This window comes from Vibrio sp. 1401, assembly GCF_033340295.1.
Window position 1 is genome coordinate 22,749 of the sequence record NZ_JAWOWF010000057.1, and the last position, 8,118, is coordinate 30,866.

Sequence of the window (8,118 nt, forward strand, 5' to 3'; positions counted from 1 at the left end):
TCATCAAGAGAGAAAAGGATTACTCTTCGTCTTCTAGCTCGATGTTGATACCTAGCGAGCGGATCTCTTTCAACAGTACGTTGAACGATTCTGGCATGCCAGGTTCCATGCTGTGGTTACCGTCTACGATGTTCTTGTACATCTTAGTACGGCCGTTAACGTCATCCGACTTAACCGTTAGCATTTCTTGTAGCGTGTAAGCAGCACCGTATGCTTCTAGTGCCCATACTTCCATCTCACCGAAACGCTGACCACCGAACTGAGCTTTACCACCTAGTGGCTGCTGAGTTACTAGGCTGTACGAACCAGTTGAACGAGCGTGCATCTTGTCATCAACAAGGTGGTTCAGTTTCAGCATGTACATGTAACCAACAGTTACAGGACGCTCAAACGCATCACCTGTGCGACCATCAAACAGTGTTAACTGACCTGATGTTGGTAGATCTGCTAGCTCAAGAAGTGCTTTGATTGACTCTTCTGGAGCGCCATCAAATACAGGAGTCGCGATTGGTAGACCGCCACGCAAGTTCTTGATCAGAGTACGTACTTCATCATCAGATAGAGAAGCAATGTCTACTTTCTGGCGAGTGTCGCCTAGATCGTAAACTTTTTGTAGGAACTCGCGGAATTTCGCTAGTTCTTGCTGCTCTTTAACCATCTGGTTGATCTTGTCACCGATACCTTTCGCTGCCAGACCTAAGTGTACTTCTAGGATCTGACCGATGTTCATACGCGAAGGTACACCCAGTGGGTTAAGTACGATGTCTACAGGCTGACCTTTCTCATCGTATGGCATGTCTTCAACAGGGTTGATCTTAGAGATTACACCCTTGTTACCGTGACGACCCGCCATCTTATCACCAGGCTGAATGCGACGTTTAACCGCTAGGTAAACCTTAACGATCTTCAGTACACCAGGTGCTAAATCATCACCTTGAGTGATCTTACGACGCTTAGTTTCGAACTTCTTATCGAAGTCGGCTTTTAGCTCATCCCACTGCTCAGCAAGTTGCTCAAGCTGAGTTTGTAGTGCGTCATCTTCTAGCGTTAGTTCTAGCCACTTCTTACGATCAGTTGTGTCTAGTTTCGCTTCAGAGTAACCGCCTTCAATCAATACAGCTTTAACACGGTTTAGAAGGCCGCCCTCAAGAATCTGGAATTCTTCAGTTAGGTCTTTCTTCGCTTCTTTAAGCTGCATCTGTTCGATTTCAAGCGCACGCTTGTCTTTCTCTACGCCATCGCGAGTAAAGACTTGAACGTCGATGATCGTACCTGATACAGAGTTAGGTACACGTAGTGAAGTATCTTTAACGTCAGATGCTTTTTCACCGAAGATTGCACGTAGTAGCTTCTCTTCAGGCGTTAGCTGAGTTTCACCTTTAGGTGTAACTTTACCAACTAGGATGTCGCCACCCTTAACTTCAGCACCGATGTAAACGATACCTGACTCGTCTAGTTTAGACAGAGCAGACTCACCTACGTTTGGAATATCCGCTGTGATCTCTTCAGAACCAAGCTTAGTATCACGCGCCACACAAGTCAGTTCTTGGATGTGGATAGTCGTGAAACGGTCTTCTTGAACTACGCGCTCAGATACTAAGATCGAGTCTTCGAAGTTGTAACCGTTCCAAGGCATGAACGCGATACGCATGTTTTGACCAAGCGCTAGTTCACCAAGGTCTGTTGAAGGACCATCAGCAAGAACGTCACCGCGTGATACAGGCTCACCTGGCATCACACATGGGCGCTGGTTAATACATGTGTTCTGGTTAGAACGTGTGTATTTAGTCAGGTTGTAGATGTCGATACCAGCTTCACCTGGTACTAGCTCTTCTTCGTTAACTTTAACAACGATACGAGAAGCATCTACTGACTGGATTACACCACCACGTTTAGCAACTGCAGTTACACCTGAGTCAACGGCTACGTTACGTTCAATACCAGTACCAACAAGCGGTTTGTCAGCTTTCAGTGTTGGAACTGCCTGACGTTGCATGTTCGCACCCATCAATGCACGGTTCGCATCATCGTGTTCTAGGAACGGGATAAGCGATGCAGCGATAGATACAACCTGGTTTGTCGCAACGTCCATGTACTGAGCGTGCTCACGAGGGTGTAGACCAGATTCACCTTTCTGACGAGCTGTGATCAGCTCATCTGCAAAAGTACCATCTTCGTTTAGCTTAGCGTTCGCCTGTGCGATAACGAATTGGCCTTCTTCGATTGCAGATAGGTAATCTACTTCGTCTGTTACTACGCCATCTACAACGCGACGGTATGGTGTCTCTAGGAAACCGTACTCGTTACAACGCGCAAACGCAGATAGAGAGTTGATCAGACCGATGTTTGGACCTTCAGGCGTTTCGATAGGACATAGACGACCGTAGTGAGTTACGTGTACGTCACGTACTTCGAAGCCAGCACGTTCACGAGTTAGACCGCCAGGACCCAACGCAGAAATACGACGCTTGTGCGTTACTTCTGATAGCGGGTTGTTTTGGTCCATGAACTGTGAAAGCTGTGAAGAGCCAAAGAATTCTTTAACTGCCGCAGAAATTGGCTTCGCGTTGATCAAGTCTTGAGGCATGATTGCGTCAAGATCGCCTAGGCTTAGACGCTCTTTAACTGCACGCTCAACACGTACTAGACCTACACGGAACTGGTTCTCAGCCATTTCGCCTACAGAACGGATACGACGGTTGCCTAGGTGGTCGATATCGTCCACTTCGCCCTTACCGTTACGGATCGCGATCAGCTTCTTCATCACTTCGATGATATCAGTTTCATCAAGTGTGCCTTGCTCTTGAGCATCTTCACGGCCGATAGAGCTGTTGAACTTCATACGACCAACAGTCGATAGATCGTAACGCTCTTCAGAGAAGAATAGGCTTTCGAATAGAGCTTCTGCAGCTTCTTTTGTTGGCGGCTCACCAGGGCGCATCATGCGGTAGATTTCTACCAATGCAGAAATACGATCAACCGTGCTGTCGATACGTAGTGTTTCTGACATGAATGGACCGTGGTCTAGATCGTTCGTGAATAGAACTTCTAGCGCTTTGTGGCCAGCCTGAGATAGGTTCGCTAGTGCTTCCAGGCTGATTTCCTGGTTAGCGTTAACAATGATCTCGCCAGTTGCTTCATTGATGTAATCTTTAGATGCAACTTTACCAACGATGTACTCAACTGGTACTTCGATGTGATCAACGCCATCTTTTTCTAGTTGGCGGATATGACGAGCTGTTACGCGACGACCCTGCTCAACGTAAACTTTACCATTTGCTTCGATGTCGAATGACGCAGTTTCACCACGTAGACGATCAGGAACCAACTCCATCAATAGAGTTTGGTCTTTCACTTCGAAGTTCACTTTCTCGAAGAAGATATCTAGGATTTCTTCTGTCGACTTACCTAGTGCTCGAAGGATGATCGATGCTGGTAGCTTACGACGGCGGTCGATACGAACGTACAAGTTATCCTTAGGATCAAACTCGAAATCAAGCCATGAACCACGGTAAGGAATAACACGTGCGTTGTATAAAACTTTACCTGAAGAGTGGGTCTTACCCTTATCGCTGTCGAAGAACACGCCTGGGCTTCGGTGCAGCTGGGATACGATAACCCTCTCGGTACCGTTGATTACGAAGGTACCATTGTCTGTCATGAGTGGAATTTCACCCATGTAGACTTCTTGTTCTTTAATGTCTTTTACAGTACCTGCTGGCGCGTCTTTATCAAAGATAACTAGGCGTAGTTTTACACGTAGTGGCTTTGAGTAAGTTACACCGCGGATTTGACATTCTTTAACGTCAAAAACTGGCTCACCAAGACGGTAGCTAACGTATTGCAGCTCAGAATTGCCGTTGTAGCTCTGAATCGGGAATACAGAACGGAAAGCGGCTTCAAGACCGTATTGACCTTCAGGATCCTGTTCGATAAATTTGTCGAACGAATCGAGCTGGATCGATAGCAGGTATGGAATGTCCAAAACTTGTGGACGAGTACCAAAGTCCTTACGGATGCGCTTTTTCTCGGTATAAGAGTAAACCATGGGGTTCCTCAGCTCGCTGATAAGTGACCCAAACTGTCCGCCCGCTCCTAGTTACTTAAGGGGGGTAAGGGACAGTGACTAATATAGCTGTTTACTGTAGTGACATTTCATTTCGTAAGAATGAAATGTTTTTTGCATGGATATCAGGCGCTTAAACAGCGGGAAAATTCGCCTATACCCTACAGCGCAAAAAGGCCGGTGGTTAAAAAACCACCAGCCAATTAGCCGTTAGGCTAAGAAACTATGCAATAATTACTTAACAGCAACAGTTGCACCAGCTTCTTCTAGCTGAGCTTTAAGAGCTTCAGCTTCTGCTTTCTCAACACCTTCTTTAAGAGGTGCTGGAGCGCCGTCTACTAGAGCTTTAGCTTCTTTAAGACCTAGGCCAGTTGCGCCACGTACTGCTTTGATTACAGCAACTTTGTTACCGCCAGCAGCTTCTAGGATTACGTCGAATTCAGTTTGCTCAGCAGCAGCTTCGCCTGCAGCAGCGCCGCCAGCTACAACAGCAGCAGCAGCAGAAACACCGAATTTCTCTTCCATTGCTTCGATTAGTTCAACAACTTGCATTACAGACATTTCTGCAACTGCGTCTAGGATTTGCTCGTTAGTAATAGACATAACAATTCTCTTTTAAGTCAACAATAAGTTTATTAAGCAACCAGTAAAAAGCAAGGCTTATGCCGCTGCTTCTTGTTTTTGATCGCGGATAGCTGCGATAGTACGCGCCAGCTTGCCAGCCGAAGCTTCTTTCATGCACATCATTAGGCGTGCAATTGCTTCGTCGTAAGTTGGTAGTGTTGCTAGTACTTCAGCGTCAGTTAAAGCGCCTTCAAATGCAGCAGCTTTGATCTCGAAATCTTTGTTCTCTTTAGCGAAGTCTTTGAAAAGACGCGCTGCAGCACCTGGGTGCTCATTAGAGAATGCGATTAGGGTAGGACCAGTGAAAGTGTCAGTTAGACACTCGTACTCAGTACCTTCAACCGCACGACGAGCAAGAGTGTTACGAACAACTCTCATGTAAACGCCAGCTTCACGAGCTTGTTTACGTAGAGAAGTCATCGCGCCAACTTGAACGCCACGAGAATCAGCTACAACTGCAGAAAGTGCACCACTGGCAGCTTCGTTGACTTCAGCAACAATTGCTTTTTTGTCTTGAAGGTTTAAAGCCATCTTGGATTTACTCCTGGTTGTCGTTACACCACTCACTATCATCACGACAGTGAGAGCTATTGAGGTGCTTCCCCAGAAGAAAGTTAACTATATTACATAGAGCTTTCTGTCAGTTCGGGCACCATCTACGTAGGATAATTAAGTTTGCTTTTACACAAACACCTACGGTCTTGGACGGAGACTGGGTCTTAATTCATTTCGAACTAGGAGACAGTTCAAAGAACCAAAGTTCAGCCCCAACCACAAATATTAGGCGCAAAATTATACACTAATTTTGCGCCTAAGCAAATAAATTATGCTTGAGTGTTCAGGCTAGCCTGATCAACAGCAACACCAGCACCCATAGTAGTAGAGATGCTTACTTTCTTCAGGAAAGTACCTTTCGCTGAAGATGGCTTAGCTTTCTTCAGAGCAACTAGAAGTGCTTCTAGGTTCTCTTTGATCTGCTCAGCAGAGAAGTTTGCTTTACCGATAGTAGTGTGGATGATGCCGTTTTTGTCGTTACGGTAACGAACCTGACCAGCTTTAGCGTTTTTAACTGCTTCAGCAACGTTAGGAGTTACAGTACCAACTTTAGGGTTTGGCATAAGACCGCGAGGACCTAGGATAGTACCTAGTTGACCTACAACGCGCATTGCATCTGGAGAAGCAACAACTACGTCAAAGTTCATTTCGCCTTTCTTAACTTGCTCAGCAAGATCTTCCATACCTACGATGTCTGCGCCAGCTTCTGTAGCTGCTTCAGCGTTAGCACCTTGAGTGAACACTGCAACGCGGATTTCGCGGCCAGTACCGTGAGGTAGTACAGTTGCACCACGTACGTTCTGGTCAGATTTACGAGCATCAATGCCTAGGTTAACAGCAACGTCTACAGACTCAACGAATTTAGCAGTCGCTAGTTCTTGAAGAAGAGCAACAGCTTCGTTGATTTCGTATTCTTTAGTTACGTCAACTTTTTCGCGGATTACGCGCATGCGCTTAGTTAGTTTTGCCATCTTATTAACCCTCTACCACTAGGCCCATTGAACGAGCAGTACCAGCGATAGAACGCTTCATCGCTTCGATGTCAGCACCAGTCATATCAGCAGCTTTAGTTTCTGCGATTTCTTGGATTTGAGCGTCAGTTACAGTACCAACTTTTTCAGTGTTTGGACGACCTGAACCAGACTTAACGCCAGCAGCTTTCTTAAGAAGAACAGCAGCAGGTGGAGTCTTAGTTACGAACGTGAAAGAACGGTCGCTGTATACTGTGATAACTACTGGAGTTGGTAGACCTTTCTCAATAGATTCTGTTTTTGCGTTGAACGCTTTACAGAATTCCATGATGTTCACACCGTGTTGACCTAGTGCAGGACCTACTGGTGGACTAGGGTTAGCCATACCAGCAGCAACTTGTAGCTTGATGTAAGCTTCAACTTTCTTAGCCATGATAATTCCTAAGTTTGGGTACAAACGCTAATCGCGGATCAGCTCCCCGTTTGTGTAAGAAACTTTTTACTTCACTTGAAGTAAAAAGGCGCGAAATTATAGTCATAATCCGCGCCTTATACAACCCTAAAAAGGTGATTTTTTATACTCTTTAACGAAGAGTCTTAGTCCAGCTTTTCAACCTGACCAAATTCAAGCTCAACTGGTGTCGCACGACCAAAGATCGATACAGACACTTTCAGGCGGCTCTTCTCGTAATCCACTTCTTCAACAGTACCGTTGAAGTCAGCAAATGGACCTTCGTTAACACGTACCACTTCACCCGCTTCGTACATTGTACGCGGACGAGGCGCTTCACTCGCTTTCTCAAGACGATTAAGAATCGCGTCAGCCTCTTTATCCGTGATAGGTGCCGGACGGTCTGAGGTACCACCAATGAAGCCCATGACACGCGGCACACTGCGTACTAGGTGCCATGATTCATCGTTCATAATCATCTGAACAAGGACGTAACCTGGGAAGAACTTACGCTCAGATTTGCGACGCTGACCCGCGCGCATTTCCACTACTTCTTCAGTAGGAACCAGTACTTCACCGAATAGCTCTTCCATGCCGTGCATTTTGATATGCTCGCGCAGAGATTGAGCTACACGACCTTCAAATCCAGAGAAGGCTTGAACCACATACCAGCGTTTTTTTGGAGCTTCACTCATGAATAAAAACCCTCTATACCCCAGTTGCTAGAGCTACTAGACGAACCATAATTCCGTCAATACCCCATAGCACTAGAGCCATTACAATACTTACAGCTAAAACGATCAGTGTTGTTTGCATGGTTTCTTGGCGAGTAGGCCAAACAACTTTACGTACTTCCATACGAGATTCTTTTGCAAAACTGATCGCTGCTTTACCTTTAGTCGTTGTTGCTGCAACGCCTAAGGCAGCTGCAATAAGAACAACAACGCCTGCAGCACGAACCACTACAGACATTTCACCATACAGGTAATTACCCACAACAGCGGCAGCTGCCAATACGAAAGCGGCTACCCACTTAAACGTATCTGCTGCGTTTGAGCTATCAGGAGTTTCAGCATTATTTGCTTTCATAAAACCAACCTGTTACAAGTCTTAATATAGACGACAACAACCCCGCTGTTGCAGGGCAAACTCCATATCGCTGAAAAAATCAGCGTACTCTTCTTAAGATTAAGCCTCTTTGCTTAATCTTGCTCTGCGCCCAACCCACTTCTGAACAAGAAAACAGCAAAAATAATGTTGAGTGCAGAAAAAGGGCATCAAATGATGCCCTTTTTGCTACTGGTTCGTCAAATCTAATTCAAGATTTTCCGAAAGCATCGCTAATTCGCTATGAATTAGTCGAAGATCTTAGCAACAACACCAGCACCTACTGTACGGCCACCTTCACGGATCGCGAAACGTAGACCTTCGTCCATTGCGATTGGTGCGAT

At 45.9% G+C, this 8,118-nt stretch carries 7 protein-coding genes and 1 pseudogene; all 8 read right to left on the minus strand.

Annotated elements, in window-relative coordinates; genetic code table 11:
- Nucleotides 1–19: 19 nt before the first annotated feature.
- Entirely contained in the window at nucleotides 20–4,048 is a 4,029-nt protein-coding gene (gene rpoB, locus R7Z77_RS21225) for a DNA-directed RNA polymerase subunit beta (protein WP_005384685.1), read from the minus strand.
- A 252-nt stretch (nucleotides 4,049–4,300) separates the two neighbouring features.
- A complete protein-coding gene (rplL, locus tag R7Z77_RS21230) occupies nucleotides 4,301–4,669 on the minus strand; it encodes a 50S ribosomal protein L7/L12 (RefSeq protein WP_005382540.1) in 369 nt (122 codons plus the stop codon).
- A gap of 57 nt (nucleotides 4,670–4,726) precedes the next feature.
- Nucleotides 4,727–5,221 carry a 50S ribosomal protein L10 gene (rplJ, locus tag R7Z77_RS21235; protein WP_005382538.1) on the minus strand — a complete coding sequence of 165 codons (495 nt, stop codon included), beginning with the start codon at nucleotides 5,219–5,221 and terminating at the stop codon, nucleotides 4,727–4,729.
- A gap of 293 nt (nucleotides 5,222–5,514) precedes the next feature.
- Entirely contained in the window at nucleotides 5,515–6,216 is a 702-nt protein-coding gene (gene rplA / locus R7Z77_RS21240; protein ID WP_318136816.1) for a 50S ribosomal protein L1, read from the minus strand.
- Nucleotides 6,217–6,220: 4 nt separating this feature from the next.
- Nucleotides 6,221–6,649, minus strand: coding sequence for a 50S ribosomal protein L11 (rplK, locus tag R7Z77_RS21245; protein ID WP_005384682.1), 429 nt, complete (start codon nucleotides 6,647–6,649; stop codon nucleotides 6,221–6,223).
- A gap of 164 nt (nucleotides 6,650–6,813) precedes the next feature.
- Nucleotides 6,814–7,362 (minus strand): transcription termination/antitermination protein NusG, encoded by a 549-nt coding sequence (gene nusG / locus R7Z77_RS21250; protein WP_005384681.1) that lies wholly within the window; start codon nucleotides 7,360–7,362, stop codon nucleotides 6,814–6,816.
- Nucleotides 7,363–7,375: 13 nt separating this feature from the next.
- Nucleotides 7,376–7,756, minus strand: a complete 381-nt coding sequence (gene secE, locus R7Z77_RS21255) for a preprotein translocase subunit SecE (RefSeq protein ID WP_005384680.1) — start codon at nucleotides 7,754–7,756, stop codon at nucleotides 7,376–7,378.
- 266 nt (nucleotides 7,757–8,022) lie between these two features.
- Nucleotides 8,023–8,118, minus strand: a pseudogene (locus R7Z77_RS21260) (elongation factor Tu); the annotation flags it as partial.